Annotated in this window: 16 protein-coding genes; 8 read left to right on the plus strand and 8 right to left on the minus strand. The window is 49.9% G+C overall.

What is annotated here, in order from left to right:
- Positions 1–71 precede the first annotated feature (71 nt).
- A complete protein-coding gene (locus tag METMI_RS0114000; protein WP_019866920.1) occupies positions 72–1,370 on the plus strand; it encodes an MATE family efflux transporter in 1,299 nt (432 codons plus the stop codon).
- Positions 1,371–1,390: 20 nt separating this feature from the next.
- Here the strand turns inward: METMI_RS0114000 and METMI_RS0114005 are convergent, their stop codons facing one another.
- The 5 genes from METMI_RS0114005 to METMI_RS0114025 all read right to left on the minus strand — a co-directional run bounded on the left by METMI_RS0114005 (position 1,391) and on the right by METMI_RS0114025 (position 6,810).
- Positions 1,391–1,984 carry a DUF4276 family protein gene (locus tag METMI_RS0114005; protein ID WP_083930321.1) on the minus strand — a complete coding sequence of 198 codons (594 nt, stop codon included), beginning with the start codon at positions 1,982–1,984 and terminating at the stop codon, positions 1,391–1,393.
- On the minus strand, positions 1,981–3,135 hold the full coding sequence (locus METMI_RS0114010) for an AAA family ATPase (protein WP_019866922.1): 1,155 nt from the start codon (positions 3,133–3,135) through the stop codon (positions 1,981–1,983). Before METMI_RS0114010 ends, METMI_RS0114005 begins: the two co-directional genes overlap by 4 nt.
- Positions 3,136–3,229: 94 nt before the next feature.
- On the minus strand, positions 3,230–4,483 hold the full coding sequence (gene glyA, locus METMI_RS0114015; RefSeq protein WP_019866923.1) for a serine hydroxymethyltransferase: 1,254 nt from the start codon (positions 4,481–4,483) through the stop codon (positions 3,230–3,232).
- A gap of 116 nt (positions 4,484–4,599) precedes the next feature.
- Positions 4,600–5,949 carry a glycerate kinase type-2 family protein gene (locus METMI_RS0114020; RefSeq protein ID WP_019866924.1) on the minus strand — a complete coding sequence of 450 codons (1,350 nt, stop codon included), beginning with the start codon at positions 5,947–5,949 and terminating at the stop codon, positions 4,600–4,602.
- Between the two features lie 3 nt (positions 5,950–5,952).
- The gene (locus METMI_RS0114025) at positions 5,953–6,810 is read right to left on the minus strand and encodes an NADP-dependent methylenetetrahydromethanopterin/methylenetetrahydrofolate dehydrogenase (protein ID WP_019866925.1); all 858 of its coding nucleotides are present in this window, start codon (positions 6,808–6,810) and stop codon (positions 5,953–5,955) included.
- A gap of 212 nt (positions 6,811–7,022) precedes the next feature.
- Here METMI_RS0114025 and METMI_RS0114030 point away from each other — a divergent pair, with 212 nt between their 5' ends.
- The 3 genes from METMI_RS0114030 to METMI_RS25545 all read left to right on the plus strand — a co-directional run bounded on the left by METMI_RS0114030 (position 7,023) and on the right by METMI_RS25545 (position 10,241).
- Positions 7,023–8,000, plus strand: a complete 978-nt coding sequence (locus tag METMI_RS0114030) for a malate dehydrogenase (protein WP_019866926.1) — start codon at positions 7,023–7,025, stop codon at positions 7,998–8,000.
- 323 nt (positions 8,001–8,323) lie between these two features.
- Complete coding sequence (locus tag METMI_RS0114040) at positions 8,324–9,130, plus strand: AIM24 family protein (RefSeq protein WP_040573105.1); 807 nt, start codon at positions 8,324–8,326, stop codon at positions 9,128–9,130.
- 13 nt (positions 9,131–9,143) lie between these two features.
- Positions 9,144–10,241: a M48 family metallopeptidase gene (locus METMI_RS25545; protein WP_019866929.1), complete on the plus strand. Its 1,098-nt coding sequence runs from the start codon at positions 9,144–9,146 to the stop codon at positions 10,239–10,241.
- 347 nt (positions 10,242–10,588) lie between these two features.
- On the opposite strand, the gene METMI_RS0114055 is transcribed toward METMI_RS25545, so the two are convergent.
- Together METMI_RS0114055 and METMI_RS24135 are read right to left on the minus strand one after the other, a co-directional pair.
- On the minus strand, positions 10,589–11,818 hold the full coding sequence (locus tag METMI_RS0114055) for a pyrophosphate--fructose-6-phosphate 1-phosphotransferase (RefSeq protein ID WP_019866931.1): 1,230 nt from the start codon (positions 11,816–11,818) through the stop codon (positions 10,589–10,591).
- A gap of 201 nt (positions 11,819–12,019) precedes the next feature.
- The gene (locus tag METMI_RS24135; protein WP_019866932.1) at positions 12,020–12,640 is read right to left on the minus strand and encodes a PilZ domain-containing protein; all 621 of its coding nucleotides are present in this window, start codon (positions 12,638–12,640) and stop codon (positions 12,020–12,022) included.
- A 74-nt stretch (positions 12,641–12,714) separates the two neighbouring features.
- Here METMI_RS24135 and METMI_RS0114065 point away from each other — a divergent pair, with 74 nt between their 5' ends.
- The 4 genes from METMI_RS0114065 to METMI_RS0114080 all read left to right on the plus strand — a co-directional run bounded on the left by METMI_RS0114065 (position 12,715) and on the right by METMI_RS0114080 (position 16,481).
- Positions 12,715–13,302, plus strand: coding sequence for a transglycosylase SLT domain-containing protein (locus tag METMI_RS0114065; RefSeq protein WP_019866933.1), 588 nt, complete (start codon positions 12,715–12,717; stop codon positions 13,300–13,302).
- A 47-nt stretch (positions 13,303–13,349) separates the two neighbouring features.
- Positions 13,350–13,826, plus strand: coding sequence for an FKBP-type peptidyl-prolyl cis-trans isomerase (locus METMI_RS0114070; RefSeq protein WP_029151709.1), 477 nt, complete (start codon positions 13,350–13,352; stop codon positions 13,824–13,826).
- 184 nt (positions 13,827–14,010) lie between these two features.
- The gene (gene rlmKL / locus METMI_RS0114075) at positions 14,011–16,224 is read left to right on the plus strand and encodes a bifunctional 23S rRNA (guanine(2069)-N(7))-methyltransferase RlmK/23S rRNA (guanine(2445)-N(2))-methyltransferase RlmL (protein ID WP_019866935.1); all 2,214 of its coding nucleotides are present in this window, start codon (positions 14,011–14,013) and stop codon (positions 16,222–16,224) included.
- Positions 16,212–16,481 carry an acylphosphatase gene (locus tag METMI_RS0114080; RefSeq protein WP_019866936.1) on the plus strand — a complete coding sequence of 90 codons (270 nt, stop codon included), beginning with the start codon at positions 16,212–16,214 and terminating at the stop codon, positions 16,479–16,481. Before rlmKL ends, METMI_RS0114080 begins: the two co-directional genes overlap by 13 nt.
- Here the strand turns inward: METMI_RS0114080 and METMI_RS26285 are convergent.
- Positions 16,474–16,872, minus strand: a complete 399-nt coding sequence (locus tag METMI_RS26285) for a gamma-glutamylcyclotransferase family protein (RefSeq protein WP_019866937.1) — start codon at positions 16,870–16,872, stop codon at positions 16,474–16,476. The genes METMI_RS0114080 and METMI_RS26285 overlap by 8 nt on opposite strands.
- Positions 16,873–17,556 lie beyond the last annotated feature (684 nt).

Genomic DNA, 17,556 nt, shown 5'->3' on the forward strand with positions numbered 1-17,556 from the left:
ATTAGCAGGGTTTATTGTAAAGGTAACCGGGCGTATAGCCGGTCATTGTTCCCATCCATTCAAAAATAATCATGACTATCCGCAGTAAACAGCTGGTCGCGTTGACCCTACCCGTCGCGCTATCGGCAATGCTAGACAACGCCTACCGGGTGATTGACCAACATGCCGTGCAATGGCTGGGCGTGGAAGCCCAAGCGGCGATCGCCTCCTGCACTTTTATCCTGATTGCTTATTACGCCATTTATTCCATCATTTCTGCCGGGACGCTTTCTTTGGTCGCCCGTGCGGTCGGTGCCGGACAAGCCGCCGGGCAAAAACAACTGATGGGTAACGCACTGGCTGGCTCAGTGTTGCTGGGTTCAATGGTATTGGCCTTAAGCGGGCTATACGCTCCGGTCTTGACGAATTTGCTGGGCTTGTCCGATTCCGTAGCCGACCAGGCTTCGATGTACTTACGCTGGCATGCGGTTTATTGCCTGCCCCAAGCAATTATGCCGACCTTGAACGCAATATTGATAGCCTTTGGCTGTACCCGGACGGTTTTGCTACTGCAAATTATCGCCACGGTGCTGAATATCCTGCTTAACCCCGTCTGCATTTACCAATTGGGTTATGGCATAGGCGGCTCGGCGATGGCGACAGGGCTGAGCCAGGCGGTGGCGGCCGCGACAGGTTTGGTGTTGTTGCGGCGCACTACGCCATTCCGGTGGTCTGACTTGGGTCTGGGCCGCCCTGTGTTGAAAATTGCCAAAATTGGCTTGCCCATGTGTTGGGGGACGATGATGTTTGCCCTGGTGTACGGCGCAATGTTGCATTGGGTGATTTCGCCCTTAGGTGCGCCCGTCAATGCCGCGCTAGGCATTGGTTTTTCGGCTTTGGAAGGTTTCACATGGCCCGTGTTTTGGGGCTTTTCGATGGGCATCGCCAGCATTGTCGGACGTAGCTTGGGTGCAGGCAATCTTAACGAAGCCAAACAGGCCATACGTTTGGCGTTTAAGCTATTGACCATGGCAGGGCTGGCCGTATCGGGCATTTTTTTCTTCGGCGCGACTTTGCTGTGTGGCCTGTTTACCCAAGACGCACTGGTGCTAGGCGAGGCCGTGCGTTATGCGCAAATCTTGGCGTTTTCGCAGTTGTTTGTCGCTTATGAATCACTAGCGGAAGGTGTGCTGGGCGGCGCGGGCAAAACCCACTCGATATTGTATTGGTCAGCCCCGTTGAATTTACTGCGCATCCCGTTTAGCTGGCTGTTCGCCGTGTATTTTGGCTATGGTGCGGCGGCGGTGTGGTGGGTGATCGGTGCTTCGACTTTGCTTAAGGCGATGGGGAAGTGGTGGTCGGTGAGGTCTGGGGCTTGGCAGAAAGTGTAAGGCTTAAATATTCTGCTAAATTATTTTTCTGGGTAATTGGTTTTGTTTTCTTCCACAAAAACAGCCAAGTCTATAAAGGATGGGCATTTTTTCTTCACAATATCCAAATCAACATGTTCCAATGCTTTCTCATTATGCAAAGTATAAATATAGAGTGGTTTAGAGCGGTGGTCTCGGCTTAAACGGGTCAAATATTCTTTGGGGCTGATAACAGTTTCAGGTTGATGGAATTCTTGGGTGGGTTGCCATGTGGGGATGATTTTTGCGATAGCTTTAATATCAGCCAAAATCCATGCTTCAATTTCTTCAGTGGGAATCAAAATGCAAATTAAATTATGGGCTTTCTTAAGGTTGGCTGGCTTGATAATTTTGGTGATGACATCTTCATAACGTTTTTGTTTAGATTCTCGATCTTTATCGTAGCAAATAATAAATTTTGTGCAGCCTTGTTGGGCATAGTTTTGTAAATCCCTTTTGCCTTTATTCAGCATTTCCCCGCATCCCATATAGCCTTTGCCTTTGATAATGATAGATTTATCGTTAGCTAGCCGTCGAATCAGAACTTTCAAGCAAGCGAAATCATTAGCATCCTCGGCAATAACGGCATACATCATTGGTCATCCATGCCGTCGATAAATTCAAATAATGTGCCTTCATTGTCGATGTAATCGCTTACATAAGCTAATTGTTGGTCACTTAACGCCGACACTTTCGTGCCTTCTTCAGTCATTCTAACCAAGCGTATTTGCTGGGGTTTGACGAGATTAATCACCTCAGCAGAATGTGTGGCGATGATTAATTGTTTGTTATAGGCTTTGGCGTATTCAAAGCAGATTGGTAGGAATTTTTTTAATAGACCAGAATGGATACCGTCTTCGGGTTGTTCGATTAGGAGCGTGGTGCTTTTGTCGTAGAGCAAGGCAAGTAATATTGATAGGATACGTCGGGTTCCGAAGGATAGTCCGTTATATCCGACCATGCTGCCATTGAGAATGCCATTTTTCACCGAGAAATGTATGAAGTACATTTCGTTAAGAAGGAGTATAGGTATGTCGTAAATTAGCCCCAAGCCATCTTTACCAATCAGTGATTTTAATTCTGAAAACGACTGTTTATTTTGATTTCGTAAATGTATTAATTTCAATAGATCATTTGATTTTATTCTTTCTGCATTGGCAAGCCATTTCCTATAATCACTTTCAAACAAAGGTGAACCAACTATAGCTAAATCAGAATTATCTAATTCATAATAATGAATATCTTGTAAATATTGATAAACATTTTTCAATCCAGGATGTATTCTTTCAGCAGGCAATAATGCCAGTGTCGCTGCAATTGTAGATACTTTATGCTCTATGGATAGTTCAATGCTTTCATTAACATTATATAAAACAGCCTTAGTGTTTTCTCTTTTGGCAATTAATCCCCATGTATATACGTTGATATAAAAAGATAATTTTTCTTCCAGTTCAGTTACATCAAAAACATCGTTATCTTCTTCAGAGTGTTGTAGATAATTACTACCGGATATATTGTATTCATAAGTGGTATCATCAATTAAAAATTCGGTATTGATTGCGGTTATGTCTCTACTGTATTCATAAAACGGTTTGCTTTTAACGGCAAAATCAGCGCATCCTTGTATCGCTTTCAATATATTTGTCTTTCCCGCACCATTCCTTCCAATTAACACCGTGACTTGATCAAATTCAATTTCTGTATCTTGGCAAGATAAATAATTGGTGACGTGTATTTTTTTTAGCATGATGAAATATGGCTATTAAAAATCAATGATATTAAATGCAGCTAAGGAATATTGGAGTACAAATTTAGATTTGTACTCCAAACATCAACAGCAATTACCCATAAACCGGAAATCTAGCGCAAAGATTGCCGACCCGTTCGCGCACGGAGGCAATCACGCTTTCATCTTCCAAATTATCCATCACATCGCACATCATATTGGCGATTTCAGTCACTTCGGTTTCTTTAAAGCCGCGGGTGGTCGGGGCAGGGGTGCCGACGCGGATGCCGCTGGTGACGAAAGGCGATTGCGGGTCGTTAGGAACGGCGTTTTTGTTGACAGTGATGTGGGCACGGCCTAGTGCAGCGTCGGCGGCTTTGCCAGTGATGCCTTTGGCGATGAGGGACACCAGCATCAAATGGTCGTCAGTGCCACCGGAAACCACATCAAAACCGCGTGACATAAACACTTTCGCCATTGCTTGCGCATTTTTGATCACTTGTTGTTGGTAGGTTTTAAATTCCGGCTCCATCGCTTCCTTGAACGCCACGGCTTTGGCGGCGATGACGTGCATGGACGGGCCGCCTTGGATGCCTGGGAAAATGTTCGAGTCGAATTTTTTCTCCAGGTCAGGGTTGCTTTTGCAGACAATCAAACCGCCGCGTGGGCCGCGCAGGGATTTGTGCGTGGTGCTGGTGACGGCATCGGCAAATGGCACGGGGTTGGGGTATAGGCCAGCGGCGATCAAGCCTGCAACGTGCGCCATGTCCACAACCAAATAGGCACCGACTAAATCGGCGATTTCACGGAAACGTTGCCAGTCCCAGATTCTGGAATACGCCGAAAATCCCGCCATAATCACTTTGGGCTTGTGTTCCAAAGCCAAGGCTTCGACTTGTGCGTAGTTGATTTCGCTAGTTTCAGGGTCTAAGCCGTATTGCACGGCGTTGTACAATTTGCCGGAGAAATTGGGTTTCGCGCCGTGGGTCAAATGACCGCCGTCGGCCAAACTCAAGCCCAGTAAAGTCTCGCCAGGCTGCATCATCGCCATTAACACCGCCATATTGGCTTGTGAGCCGGAGTGGGGTTGGACGTTGGCATAATCCGCGCCGAACAAGGCTTTGGCACGGTCGATGGCGAGCTGTTCGGCTTTATCGACAAATTCGCAGCCGCCGTAATAGCGTTTGCCCGGATAGCCTTCGGCGTATTTGTTGGTCAGTTGTGAGCCTAAGGCTTGCATCACCCGTGGGCTGGCGTAATTTTCCGAAGCGATCAATTCAATGTGGTCTTCCTGACGATGACGCTCTTCTTCCATAGCGTTAAATAATTCATCGTCAAAGCCTTGAATGGACATGGATTTATTGAACATTTATATCTCCTGATGGTGGGTTTGTTCGGTGTTTTGGGGTTAAGCGGGCATGGCTTAACGCAAAGGATTGGAATTATCTGGGCGGCTAAGCCAAAGGCTAATACTGCCGGGCAGCCCTATAGCCGATTTTCTGCTTCTGGAACTATCAATAACACTTGTAGGTCCGCTACGTTCGTGCCCGTCGCGCCAGTTTCCAGCAAATCGCCGGAGAGTTTTAAGGCGTGGTAAGAATCGTTGTTTGCCAACAGGCTCGCCGCATCGCCTTTGCCTATCATACGGTTTATCGTGCCAGCGTCAACCAAACCGCCTGCCGCATCGGTGGGGCCGTCGCGCCCGTCGGTGCCGCCGCTTAGGAACGCCCAGTTTCCGGTTAACCCTTGCTGTTGCGCCGCCAGGGCAAACGCCAACGCCATTTCCTGGTTCCGCCCGCCGAGACCCTTGCCTTGCAAAGTCACGGTGGTTTCGCCGCCTGCCAATAAGGCTAGGGGAGGGTGGATAGCGATGGCGTCAGCCACCCATTGCCCGGCGACAAGGCGGGCTTCGCCGCCTAAATGTCCGCTGTAAAGCCGGGTGGGGTAACCTAGGTCTTGTGCGGTTTTTAGCATGGCCTTGACACTGATTGCATTGCTGCCGACCAGGGTTTGCGTGGCGTTGTCAAAGATTTTATCGCCTGCTTTAGGTGTTTCCGGCACGTTTCCGAGTTCACCTTGTTGCAGATGCTTGTGCACGGATTCCGGGATTTTGTCCCACACCCGCTTAGTTTTTAAAATGGTTACCGCATCCGCGTAAGTCGTGTGGTCTGGTACCGTCGGGCCGCTGGCGATCGCGCTGAGGTCGTCGCCCAACACGTCAGACAGTATCAGGGCGTGGACATCGGCGGGGTAAGCCCGCTTGGCCAAACCGCCACCTTTCAGTTGCGACAGGTGTTTGCGCACGCAATTGATCTCGTTAATTGTCGCACCGCAGGCCAGCAGGGCATCGGTGGTGGCGCCCTTTTCCGCTAGGGTGATGCCGTCAACAGGGTAGGGGAGTAGCGCCGAACCGCCACCGCTGACCAGCACCAGCACCAGTTCGCCTTGCCGGGCGTCGCCGGCAATTTCAAAGATGCGTTGTGCGGCGTGTAGGCCAGCGGCATCCGGTAAAGGGTGGCCTGCGCCGATCACTTCAATGCCGTCCAGCGTGGTGGCGTTTTCGTAATTGGTCACGGCAATGGCGGTTGCCAACAGGTGCGGGGGGATATTTTCTTGTGCGGCTTTCGCCATTGCGCAAGCGGCCTTACCCAAGGCGATGAGATGGATTTTTGTCCAGCGGCGGGTACGGGTGTTGCCATCGTTCAGGCGGATCGCCAACAATACGCCCTCAGAGTGCAGGTGGTGTTTGACGGCTTGGTAAGGGTCGGCGGCGGCGACGCCTGCTTGGAAAATGGCCAATGCCTGCCGCCTTAGTTGGCTGGTCAATGACTCCACGGATTAGGCCATTGTTTTCGCTAAGGCGAAGATATTTTCGGCGTCAAAAACCTGTTTGTTGTCTTCAAACAACTGGGCGATACAAGTGCGGTGCAAAGCCAGTTTCAACGCTCCAAAACCAATTGCGCCCCAGATGATTTTGCCATGCCGGCCAATGCCTTTGTCCATCATGTCGGTGCCGCCTATACCTAACGGCGGCGTGGCGTTGGCATCGGCGATCATTTCAATGTTCGGGTTATCCCGCCAGTGTTCCAGTTTCAGCAATTCCACGCCTGTCGCACCTGTAGCCAGGACAATTTGGGCATCAGCAATGGCCAGGGCGCGGGCTTCGTTATCAAACGCTTCCATTGGTGTAAGCGTGACCCCAAACCGCGTTTGCATGTTTTCACAGGCTTGTTTGGCCCTGGCCAACGTCCGTGCCGTTAAGGTGACCGTCGCGCCTTCTTGCGCGAGCATCACGGCGGCGCGTTGCCCGACCGGGCCGGTTCCTGCCAAGACCACGGCTTTTTTGCCGGCCAACGTGCCGCTGGCCGCCAATTTGGCGACCGCCGCCGCCGCCGTGGTGTTGCTGCCGTTGCTGTCCAGCATCACCGACACTTGAAAACCTGGGAAAAAATGGCTTTGCACGGCATTAAACAAGGCTTGCCCCGCAACCATGTCGCTGCCGCCCACAAAAATCGCGGTGTTCTTTTTGTCTTTGGGCGCGCGGGTAAAAATGGCGCCTTCCACCAGGGGTTTGACGTTTTCCGGGCTCAGTCCGCCGTAACCAATAACCTGATCGGCACCTCCGTCATACCCCACCACCGTATCAAAAACCGAGGGGTGCAAATCGGTATCAAACTGGAATAACAACTTCTTCATGGGTTATCTGATTGTCTGTGTTGAGGTTAATTTTGTGCGGTATTATACGCGATAATTGTAGGCGTGCTGCGATTAAGCTTGTCGCCGGATGCGGGATTAAAGCGTGATTTTATAAAGGTATGAATGGTACGATTGCGCGGATTCTGACGGTGGTTTTGAAAGTCTGACATGAGGCGGTTAAAAATGAAAACAATAAAAAATAAGGAACATAGATGAAGACACCAATTCACATTGCAGTCACTGGAGCGGCCGGGCAAATTAGCTATTCGTTGCTGTTCCGCTTGACCGCCGGTTTGTTGTTAGGCCCAGAGCAACCGCTGGTCTTGCATTTGCTAGAAATACCCCAAGCGATGACGGCTTTAAAAGGTGTGGTGATGGAGCTCCAGGACTGCGCCAACCCCCTATTGCACCGCGTGGTGGTGACCGACGACCCATTAGTGGCTTTTAAAAATGTTGATTATGCTTTTTTGGTCGGGGCCCGTCCACGGGCGTCGGGTATGGAGCGTAAAGATTTGTTGGAGGTGAACGCGGAAATTTTCGTGGTGCAGGGCAAGGCCCTGAATGCCGTTGCCAGCCGGGATGTCAAAGTGTTGGTCACGGGGAATCCCGCCAACACTAACGCGCTGATTGCGATAAAAAATGCGCCGGACTTAAAACCGGAGAATTTTTCCTCAATGAGCCGTTTGGACCATAACCGGGCCGTCAGCTATTTGGCGGCAAAATGCGGCGTAAGGTCAAAATACGTAAAAAACATGACTGTTTGGGGGAACCATTCGGCGACCCAATTCCCTGATTTGCATAATGCCAAGGTCAAAGGCCAACGTGCCTTGGACTTGGTTGAACAAGACTGGTTTGTGAATGATTTTATCCCCACCGTCCAGCAACGCGGCTCCGAAGTCCTTAAGGCGAGGGGGCAATCCAGTGCGGCATCGGCGGCGAATGCGGCAATAGACCAAATGAAAGCCTGGATATTCGGTACCGACGAAGGCGATTGGGTCAGCATGGGGGTGATGTCTGACGGTAGCTACGGCATAGAGGCCGGTTTGGTTTTTTCCTATCCGGTCACTTGTGTCCATGGTGAATTTAACATTGTCAAAGGCTTGGACATTAACGATTTTAGCCTACAAAGGATGCGGGCATCAGAAGCCGAATTGAGGGAAGAACGTGATGCGGTTAAACATTTATTTTGACTTTAGCCATCCAGCCCTTCCTAAGCTAACCATCCCCGCCCCACTCAATACAAAAACCCCATAGGCCTTGGCATTTGGGGTTTTTTCGTTTTGCGCTTTATCCATCCTGTCCAAACCATTGAACATATAAATTTTTCAATGTGTGAAGTATTCACTACCCAAAACCTTGGGGTGATGATAAATATAACTGCGGCTTACAAGCTTTTGTGGGATAGGCACAGGTAAGATTAATGTGCACTGGAATTCTTTTGAAAGGGAAAAAAACAGCTCCGCAAAGCCTGGAACCAACCTACCCCTTATCAACCATTTTATGGGAAACCCATATGCCGAAAATTTCGTATCAAATTGAAGGTTCGGATTTGCAGTATGTACAAATTGTTTTGCCACCCAATACCTCGGTTGTGGGGGAGCAAGGGGCGATGATGTATATGGACAGGTATATTGAAGTGGCGACGGTATTGGGTGACGGTTCTCCATCGGCTTACGGTGTGGCCGGGCGTTTTTTTAAAGCCTTTAAACGTTCATTAACCGGTGAAGCTTTGTTTAGCAGCCGCTATAGAAATGATTCGAATATGCCCCAACGGGTTGCCTTTGCCGCGCCTAGTATCAGTAAGATTGTTGCAGTGGATTTGGGGGAAATGGGGGGCGAGTTGATTTGCCAAAAAGGGGCATTTCTGGCGGGCGAAGAAGGCATTGAAGTGAAGTTGGCGTTCCAAAAACGCCTTCGGGTTGGTTTTTTTGGTGGCGAGGGTTTTATCATGCAACGCATCACTGGCAAGGGCCTGGTGTTCATAAATGCCTGTGGCGCATTGGCGGAAATGGTGCTTGCGCCAGCGCAAGTTCTTCAAGTGGATAGCGGGTGTTTAGTCGCATTAAGCCCTTCCGTCACTTACGAAATCAAATATGCCGGCAAAATTAAGACCGCCTTGTTTGGTGGTGAAGGTTTGTTCTATGCCAGCCTGATAGGGCCAGGAAAAGTGTGGCTACAATCCTTGCCGGAACGCCGCTTAAGTTTGGAGCTGGCGCAGATGGCGGCATTGGGTAATACGAAAGGGGTGGCAGGCAAGCTCTATTTGTTGTTTATCGTCATCGTTGTCTTGTTGACGTTCCTTGGCAAACTTAACACATAAGGGGGGCGTGCTAATGCAGATTTTTAAAGCGATATTATACGGGCCAGAGTTGCCGTTGGCCGGTGCCGCCGTTGATGCCAATTTCAGCGGGGATTGCTTGTGCATCAAAGCCAGGGCGATTACCGTTGCTTGTGAGCAGGTCACTATGAGTGTCGGCGGATTTGAACATGATGAGTTTTATCTCCATTGGTATTCGCCAACGGGCGAAGCGTTTAGCCTGAAGCTGATGGGCAAGAACGACATAGCGGTAGTCATGGACAATGCGCCTAGCCCGCTAAGCCAACAGTTTGGCAAATGGCATAAAAGGCGGTTAAGCATCCATTTGGTGTGGAGCAGCCTGGCGACAATTTCCGCAGCCTTTGTTTTATCCTTTGGGTTTTTGTGGTGGCACTATGATGAGACGGTATCCTGGTTGGCAAACAGGGTGTCCATACCCCAAGAAGAAGAGCTTGGGCAATCAGTCCTCGCGCAAATTGAGGGCGATGGCGATATTGTCAAAGAAGGTCTGGCTGTCGAAACTATCCAAAACATTGGCAGGCAACTTACCCAAAACTCCCGTTACCACTACCATTGGCTGATAAAAAAAGACAAGGCAGTCAATGCCTTCGCGCTACCTGGCGGTTTCGTCATCATCAATTCGGGCTTGATTGCCAAGGCGGATAACCCTGATGAATTGGCGGCGGTTTTGGCACATGAGATCCAGCATGTCGAAAGACGGCACGCCTTGAAAAACATGATCAATAGCTTGGGTTGGGCGGCGGCTTTGATGGTGGTGTTGGGCGACGTCAATGCCGCAACCGCAGTGATAGCCCATCAGTTGGGCAATATGTATTTCAGTAGGGATAGCGAGGATGAGGCTGACCGTTTAGGCCTGCAAGCATTGGTCACCGCCAAGATCAAACCTACCGGCATGGTGACTTTGTTGCAAAAACTCGCAAAAGAGCCCGGGGCAAACACGCCTGAATGGCTTTCCTCGCATCCGGATATAGCGGAACGGATAACAAGCGTACAAAAAATGCTTAAAGAACAGCCGTGTGAAGTTTGCCTGCCGCTCGTGTTCGACTGGCAGAAAGTCCAACAGGACAAAGCCTTGGCTAAGGCGCAATCTTAATGTTGGCCATGGGATACGGGGCTTTGCACACTGGCCGCAAACCGCTTAAGCAAAGTGTTCGCCGCTCCGGTATCCATAATCGCCCCGTGCAATGTGGCAAGCGAATAACCTTCGTTTTCAGGTTGAAGATGGAAATGGAAAACCAATGCTTATCCTGACTAAAAATATCATTGGAGCCAAATGGATGATATGGACGACAGGTTAGGTTAGGATAGGGATTTTGTGCCAGTTAGGCAGTGTTTAGGCGGGTAGCTTAGGGGAACAAAAAACCCGAAGATTTAGAGGATCTTCGGGTTTTGGTTGAAGTGCAAGGTCTGGAATTATCTTCCGTTTTTGCCTGCCGCCTATTAGTGGCTGACTTCGACAGTGGCGCCTTTGGTTTGGCCGATCTCCGCCAAGGTTTTTTCAAACCAATCGGTGTCGATATTGAACGGTTTGCCGCCTTTGATGCGGGGGAACTCAATCGCCCGCAAGATGTTGTTATTGTCTTCGTCATGGCCCATTACGCCGGATTCACGGCGCATGGCGCATTCCACGGCTAAATCCGCGCAGGATTTGATCAGGCGCACGTCTTCAATGTTGGCGGCCGAGGCACGGGCGAAATAGCCGGACTTTTGCACCAGGGTCTTTTCCGCACCGAGCATTGCCGCAAATTGCTCACCGAACCATTTGCCCGGATTGATGGCGTCCAGTTTGATGTGGCCGAAGGCGTCGCGCGGCACTTCTTGGCCTTTGGCTTGCATTTCGGCAACAATCGCCTCGACGCCCGCACCTTCAGAAACGAAGATATTGACGCAATCGACGGTGTCCATCACCGCTTTCAAGCGTGCGGCTTCGGCAGCAATGTCTATCGCCATTTCAGGGACAAACACGGCGTGGACTTCGTAAGACTCGCGGGACAGGCCCAGTTCAGGCACCCATTCGTTGCGGTCCAGCAGTTTGCGGTATTCCAACGCGGTGGCGGCGGTCAACCAGCCGCAGTTGCGGCCCATGACTTCGTGGACGATCAACATGCGCGGGTTAGCGTTGTTTTCGGCGACGACATTGGCGAAATAGCGGGCGCCTTGCTCGGCGGCGGTCCATGCGCCCAACGATTGTTTGATAGGGTAAACGTCGTTATCGACAGTTTTTGGCAAACCGATCACGGTCAGGCCGTAGTCGTTTGCCGCCAAGAATGCCGCCAGGTCGGCTGCGGCGGTGTTGGTGTCGTCACCGCCGATGGTGTGCAGGATGTCAACGCCATCTTTAATCAATTGGTCGGCCGCGACTTTTTGTGGGTTTTCGCCTTCTTTGACCAAGCCGCGTTTGACGCAGTCGGCAACATTGGTCAATTTGACGCGGCTGTTGCCGATAGGCGAGCCACCAAAACGGTGTAGTAGGCCGGCTTTGGCGCGGACTTCTGGCGTGACTACATAAGAGTCGCCGAGCAGCAGGCCTTTGTAACCGCTACGGTAGCAAATGATTTCAATGGTCGGGTCGATTTCGGTATAGCGCTCGATTAGGCTGCCAATGGCTGAACTAAGGCAAGGGGCTAATCCGCCCGCTGTAAGGATTGCGACTTTTTTGGGTTTGTTCATAACAGTTTTATAAGTGTGAGGTGGTTTTAATCGGGTTCCGGCACCGAAGCAGGCGGTGCCGGAAGGAATAGCTGGGTGTTAGCTTTTGTCACCGCTGTGTGAAAAATTTACGTGCCGCAGCCGGAAAAGCTAACCGGGCTAAATTTTAGCATTGTTAAGCATGGCCTGCATTCTGAAATAAGGCATTGGCGTCAATGCGGATTAATGCGGTTTGTTGTCGGCTTCGGCCTCGCTGTCGGCCTTAGGTTTGACGTACTGCAAGCCCATTACTGTTTTGGTGTTATCGGGATTGTTTGCCCAGACGATTTTAGCGAACCCTTTCAGTTTTAAGGTATTGAATTCAAATTGGGCAATACGGTTATTTTTGATGGCTAATTTTTTCGGCAAATGGATCATAAAACCACCCTGGGACATGTTGACCGAAATAAAATCGTGGTACTCGTCGTCTATTAAGAGGCGGCCTGGAATGGTGAGGGACTTACGGAAGCTTTTCCGGTTAAACAAGGGGTGGTCAACCTCATAGGCGACATTGCTAAATTCCATTGCCAGCATGATTTGGCCATCTTGTTCCGATTCGACCCTGACGACCTTGGCTTCACCTGACAGGCGCAATTTCGGAAAATAAAAATCAATGGATTTTGATGCCAATAACTTTTGGAGGGTGCGTTTTTTATCAAAATTGATATTTTTGTTTTCAATTTTTACCAAAACCCCGGTGATGGATATGTTTTTAGTCGCCATTTCTTGAACTTCGCCACCCAAATACAGCCATCCCTTTGAGTTAATGTTTTTACGGTAGGCGCGGTTATTTGGGGTGCTCATTTTTATCTCCTTGGTGTTTGCTAGATTATTGTATTAGCAATATTATGGTGCTTTCAAGCGTTCGATCGTATTCTATGTTAAAGCCCCACCTAGTCACAGTAATCATTTACTTCATTTTAGCAAGCTGCGCTTCCTTACCTCCAGGCAATCCTGACAACGTTTGCTCGTTATTTACAGAGCAAGATGAGTGGTATGGGGATGCCCAAAAATCCGCACAAAAATGGGGCATTCCACTGCCCGTCATTATGGCCATTATGCACCAAGAGTCCCATTTTGTTGCCGATGCCCAGCCACCGCGCACTTGGGTACTGGGCTTTATCCCTTGGTTCCGTCCCAGCAGCGCTTATGGTTATGCCCAAGCTAAGGATGAAACTTGGGACGATTATCTGGACGGGGCAGGCAGTTGGTGGTCTGACCGTGATGATTTTGCCGATGCCGCTGATTTTATCGGTTGGTATTGCTCTATTAGCCATACCAAACTGGGCATAGGTGCAGGTGATGCCAAAAATTTATATTTGGCCTACCATGAAGGCCATCGTGGATTTCAGCAAAAGAGCTATTTACGCTCAGCTTCGCTTAGGCGGGTGGCCGATAAAGTTGCCCTAAGGGCCAAACATTTCCACAAGCAATTAAGCGTATGCAAAATGACCTCAAGCAATTGATGATTTTTTGATAGACTATCGCTTTTACTTTGATGAGAGAGGAAATCGTGAGAAAAAATCAAACGCAAATCTTGGCGATGGTTACTGCAATTTTTGTAGGCATTACCCTTTTTTCCGTAGTAAATGCCAAAACACCACAAGAAAACAAAGCTGCTGGTGTCGCTTTTCTTACCACCAACGCTAAAAAAAATAATATTGTAACGACCAAAAGCGGGCTCCAATATGAAATAGTGACGCCCGGCACTGGGAAAATGCCAGCTGCTACGGACACGGTGACCGTAAATTACAAAGGCACAAAAATCGACGGACAAGAGTTTGACAGTTCTTATTCCAGAGGCGAACCGGCCTCTTTCCCGGTCAACGCCTTGATTACCGGTTGGACTGAAGGCCTCCAGTTAATGAAAGAAGGGGCAAGATATCGTTTCTATATCCCTTCGGAACTGGCTTACGGAGAAACGGGCGGTGGCACCATCGAGCCTAATGAGGCTTTAATTTTTGATGTTGAATTGATAAAAATCGAATAAGTATAAAAAATTATCTCAACAGCATGATGCGCCATGTGCCTTGACCATAAACTAGGTGGGCGCATCAAATAACGAATATCCCGAGCGATGCGTCTCGCCTGTGACGCGCATCGTTAACCCTTCTTAATATCGCCTGCCAACCGGACATTGTGTCAGTTAGGCCCGTGACATCCCCCTTTTACGAATGCCCAATTACTCATTATTCGCCACCACCCCCAAGGCCCTTGAAGATATTCTGGTGGCAGAGCTCAAGTCACTGGGAATCCAGAACGTTAAGGCAACCGTGGCGGGGGCCGCGTTTGAAGGGGATTTGGAAACGGCTTACCGCGCCTGTTTGTGGTCGCGGGTCGCCAACCGCATTTTATTGGTGTTAAGCACCTTTACCGTCAAAACCCAGCAAGATTTGTATGATGGCGTACAAAAAATCAACTGGTTTGAACACCTCAATCCTGAAGGCAGTTTCGCCGTGACTTTCAGTGCGAAAAATTCAGAGGCGATCAACAATACGCATTTTGGCGCCTTAAAAGTTAAGGATGCGGTAGTTGACCAGATGCGGGCGAAATTTAACACCCGGCCTAATATTGACACCGAACAACCCAATATCCGCATTAACGTCTATTTGCAAGGCGAAACCGCACGGTTAAGCCTGGACTTATCCGGTGAAAGCCTGCATCGGCGGGGTTACCGCGATGTCACCATCCAAGCGCCGATTAAAGAAAACCTAGCCGCCGCGTTATTGCTGCGTGGTGGTTGGCCGAAAATCGCCGCACAACACGGCACCTTGATCGACCCGATGTGCGGTTCAGGAACTTTGTTGTTAGAAGCCGCGATGATCGCCGCCGATTACGCGCCCGGTTTGCTGCGTGATTATTATGGTTTTTTGGGATGGAAAAAACATGGCGCCCAATGCTGGGAAAAGTTATGCGCCGAAGCCGGGAAACGCAAATATGCGGGCCTTACGAAATTGCCCGTCATTGTCGGGTTTGACCAAGACCGCCATACGGTCAACATCGCCTTAAAGCACATCGCCAATGCCGGATTGCAAAACAAAATCCATGTCGAACGCCGCGATATTGCCGAAGCCGCCCCGGCGGAAAGTTGGCAACCCGGTTTGCTGATCTGCAACCCTCCGTATGGTGAACGCTTGGGTGACGAAAAAGCCACCGCCGACTTGTACACAAAGCTTGGGGAAACGTTAAAAAACCATTTTCTTGGCTGGCAAGCCGTAATGATTATCAGCAATCCGGAATTGGGTTTCCGCTTAGGGATACGCTCACAAAAACCGGTTACCCTGTTCAATGGTGCGTTGGAATGTAAGTTATTGCGCATGGCCATTGAAGAAAAGGCGTTTTTTATCCCCAAAGCCCAAAACCAGGAAGAGCGTTTGGCGCAAGTCACCGCCAGTAGCCAGGAAGGGCAAGGCGACAGTGATGCCGGAATGTTCGCCAACCGCCTGAAAAAAAACCTCAAAAAATGGGCGAAATGGGCAAAACAAAACCAAGTTTCTTGCTACCGCGTCTACGATGCCGATTTGCCCGAATACGCGGCGGCGGTGGACCTTTACCAAGGCGGCCAAACCTGGGTCAACGTGCAGGAATATGAGCCGCCCAAAACCATAGACCGCCATAAAGCCGACCAACGGCTGGCGGGCTTATTGGCGGAAATCCCCAAAGTGTTGAATGTGCCACGGGAAAACATTTTCTTAAAAATCCGCCGCAAGCAACGCAGCACCGACCAATACGAAAAATTCGGTGACAGCGGCCAGTTTTATGAAGTGGAAGAGGGCGGTTGTAAGTTGCTGGTCAATTTCGCCGATTACCTAGACACCGGATTGTTCCTTGACCACCGTCCCGTGCGTTTGCTGATCCAACGGCAAGCCAAGGCCAAGCGTTTCCTCAATCTTTTTGCCTATACGGGCAGCGCGACAGTCCACGCGGCTGTGGGTGGCGCGAAAGCCACGACCACCGTCGATATGTCCAATACCTATATCAATTGGGCAAAAAACAATCTGGCCTTAAACAAATCCGACGGCGAACATGAATTCATCCAAGCGGATTGCTTGGAGTGGTTGGCGCATGAAGCCAAGCAGCCTGTCCCTAGGCAATATGACCTGATTTTCCTGGATCCGCCAACGTTTTCCAACTCCAAACGCATGGATGACGTGTTCGATATACAAAACGACCATGTGGCCCTGATTACCAACGCGCTTAAGTTGCTTGCCCCGCAAGGTGTGTTATATTTTTCGACCAATTTCAAGCGTTTTAAACTCGACGCCGCGGCCTTGGCCTTGCCGGGTTTGACGGTCACTGATATCAGTGCGGAAACGATCCCCGAAGATTTTGCCCGCCATTCCAAAATCCATTATTGCTGGAGGCTAGTTAAGCAATGCGTAGAGTAAAAATCCTGGTGTCAGGGCGTGTCCAAGGCGTCTACTTCCGCGTATTCACCCAAAATAAAGCCAAACATTTTGGCATCTATGGCAGTGTCAGGAACCTGCCGGATGGTCGCGTTGAAATCATCGCCGAAGCCGAACATCCGGTGATAGAAAAGTTTATCAAATGGTGCCACAAAGGCCCGGTGACAGCGCGGGTGGATAACGTCGATATTGAAGATTTGGAAGCGGATGAGGCCTTGACTTGTTTCCAAATCAAATGACATCCAAATAGTCGCCTGATGTTATCCGTTGTAACCCGCCCGTGTCCAAATTATAGACATAACACCAAGCTAGCAAAATCTCCCCGCTATCCCGCGTAACTGGCAACACCTTACGGACATATTCATGCGGTTGGGGGTATTGCGCCGAACATTCCTCATAATCATCCAACTGCTTGAACAATGGCGTTGGGTGCCGTATCCGCCACAATTCACCAAAGACCTTATCATCAGCGGCGGCAGATTCGCTAGCCGCAGGATATGGGCCTACTTCATACAATCGCCCCCGCATAAAAGCCCGCCCGGCATAAATGGCATCCCGCCCCAACACCGCCGCCATCGGTGACTGGATAGTGCGGCGTAAGGTGCCGTAGACAAATAGCCATTCGCTCATGATTGCTCTATATAGATAGCCAGAAATATTGGGCTTATCAAAATGCCTATGAATTTCGGGTCGCGCTGTAGGACAGCCGGTAAATCTGGATGCCGATGGAGAAAAAACCATTCGTAACCAGACGCAAATGGGCATTAGGCCAGTGCTTGCGGGATAGCGCAACGAACCCGGCCAAATCAGGATGGATGCTGGGCTCCCCTCCCAGCAGGGAAAAGGTATGGGGGTTCGCGTTGGTTCCATAAGCCCATAGAGCGTTCCGCTTCTTCTAGCGAGAGGATCCCTTTGTGTCCCTGGTTGGAATAGTGGGAGCATCCTTCGCAACAAAGATTGCAACTATGGACAAGGTGAATTTCCAGATGGCGGATTCTTATCATGGCTATGTGTCATCCCCAATGAATGGGTCAATGGCCATAATGCGGTAAAACACTGATTGATACAATCTTTGCGGGAAGCCGCCAGGGAAGTCAAGCGAGGTAGCCCGTATGCAGCGGTAGCGGAATACGGGGTTCGGAACCGCATAAATCCCAATCCCGAAACCCCGTTCCGGAACAGTGCGATGATATACGGCATATCATTGCCGAGAAATCCCGTAATCCGTTTCACGACATACAGGGTTTCGAAATCGCATCATTCCCAATTTCAACCCCCGTACCGAATCAACATGATTCAATACGGCATGGCGGA

Origin of the sequence: Methylovulum miyakonense HT12, from assembly GCF_000384075.1 — a bacterium.
GTDB classification, from domain to species: Bacteria; Pseudomonadota; Gammaproteobacteria; order Methylococcales; family Methylomonadaceae; genus Methylovulum; species Methylovulum miyakonense.